The sequence below is a fragment of the Paenibacillus sp. HGH0039 genome (assembly GCF_000411255.1).
Lineage (GTDB): Bacteria > Bacillota > Bacilli > Paenibacillales > NBRC-103111 > Paenibacillus_F.
Genome location: NZ_KE150412.1, coordinates 278,328 through 280,066, shown reverse-complemented (window position 1 = coordinate 280,066; position 1,739 = coordinate 278,328). Strand labels below are relative to the sequence as shown.

The window sequence follows — 1,739 nt, the reverse complement described above, 5'->3', positions numbered from 1 at the left end:
CTGCCGGGCTACATGATCCCGTCGTATTTCATCCGGCTGGAGCGGATTCCGCTGACGCCGAACGGGAAAGTCGACCGCAAGGCGCTGCTGGCGCCGGAAGCGGGCGCGGACGGAGGCGCGGAATATATCGCGCCAAGGACGCCGCTGGAAACGAAGCTGTGCGCCATCTGGCAGGACGTGCTCGGTCTTCAGAAGGAAATCGGCATACGCGATAACTTCTTCGACCTGGGCGGACATTCCCTGCGGGCGACGACGCTTGTCGGCAAAGTGCACAAAGAACTGAACGTTGATCTGCCGTTAAGAGATGTTTTCCGCCATTCGACGGTTGAAGAAATGGCAGCGGCAATCGCGCGGATGGAACGGCAGGAGCATGTCTCCATTCCTCTTGCCGAAGAACAAGACCATTATCCGCAATCATCGGCGCAGAAGCGGTTGTACATTCTTAACCAGCTTGAGGGGGCGGAGCTGAGCTATAACATGCCGGGAGCGCTGCTGCTCGAAGGGGCATTGGATCAAAACCGGTTCGAGGAAGCATTCCGCAGACTGATTGAGCGGCACGAGACGCTGCGCACGGGCTTTGAAATGGTGAACGGGGAAGCAGTGCAGCGGGTATATGCGGCCGTGGATTTCTTCGTGGAACATTTTTCGGCGGCCGAGGAAGAAGCGGCTGAAACGGTGCGGGATTTTGTCCGACCGTTCGATTTGGCCAAACCTCCTTTGCTGCGCGTAGGCTTGGTGGAGATAGCGGCAGAGCGGCACGTTTTGCTGTTTGATATGCATCATATCGTTTCCGATGGTGTTTCGATGGACGTGCTGGTGGAAGAGTTCGTCCGCTTATACAGCGGAGAAGCGTTGGAGCCGCTGCGCATTCAGTATAAGGACTACGCCGTCTGGCAGCAGTCCGAAACGCAGAAAGAGCAGCTAAAACGCCAGGAAGCTTACTGGCTTGACGTTTTCCGGGGAGAACTGCCGGTGCTGGAACTGCCGACAGATTATGCCCGTCCCGCCGTCCAGAGCTATGAAGGGCGGACGCTCGAATATTTCCTGGATGCCCAGAAAAGCGATGCTCTGAAGCAGCTTGCGGCGGAAACCGGAACCACGCTCTACATGGTTCTGTTTGCGGCCTATACGGTAATGCTGCATAAATATACCGGACAGGAAGACCTTGTTGTCGGCACACCGATTGCGGGCCGGAACCACGGTGATGTGGAGCCGCTGATCGGAATGTTTATCAATACGCTGGCGATCCGCAGCTATCCGGCCGCGGAGAAAACGTTCCTCTCCTACTTGCAGGAGGTCAAGGAAACGACTCTCGGCGCGTACGAGCACCAGAATTATCCGTTCGAGGAGCTCGTGGAAAAGGTGCAGGTTGCCCGGGATTTAAGCCGCAATCCGATTTTCGATACCATGTTCACGCTGCAAAATACGGATAACAAAGACTTTGAACTCGAAGGTCTCCGGCTGACCTCGTATCCGAGCGACAGCGCCATGGCCAAATTCGATTTAAGCCTGGATGTAATGGAAGACAGCGGCGGTTTGGATTACAGCTTTGAATATTCGACCGCTTTATACAAAAAAGAAACGGTGGAACGGATGGCGCAGCATTTCGAGCAGCTGCTCGGTGCCATCGCCGAGAAGCCGGAGGCCAAAATCGCCGATCTTGACCTGGTGACTCCTTCCGAAAAAGAGCAGCTGCTCGAAGCGTTCAATCCGGCCATGTCCGAGCTTCCGCAGGTGCA

At 55.9% G+C, this 1,739-nt stretch carries 1 protein-coding gene; it reads left to right on the top strand.

Features of this window, described 5'->3' with window-relative positions:
- The coding region (locus tag HMPREF1207_RS01080; RefSeq protein ID WP_036739383.1) for a condensation domain-containing protein at positions 1 to 1,739 on the top strand (1,739 nt) is incomplete at both ends.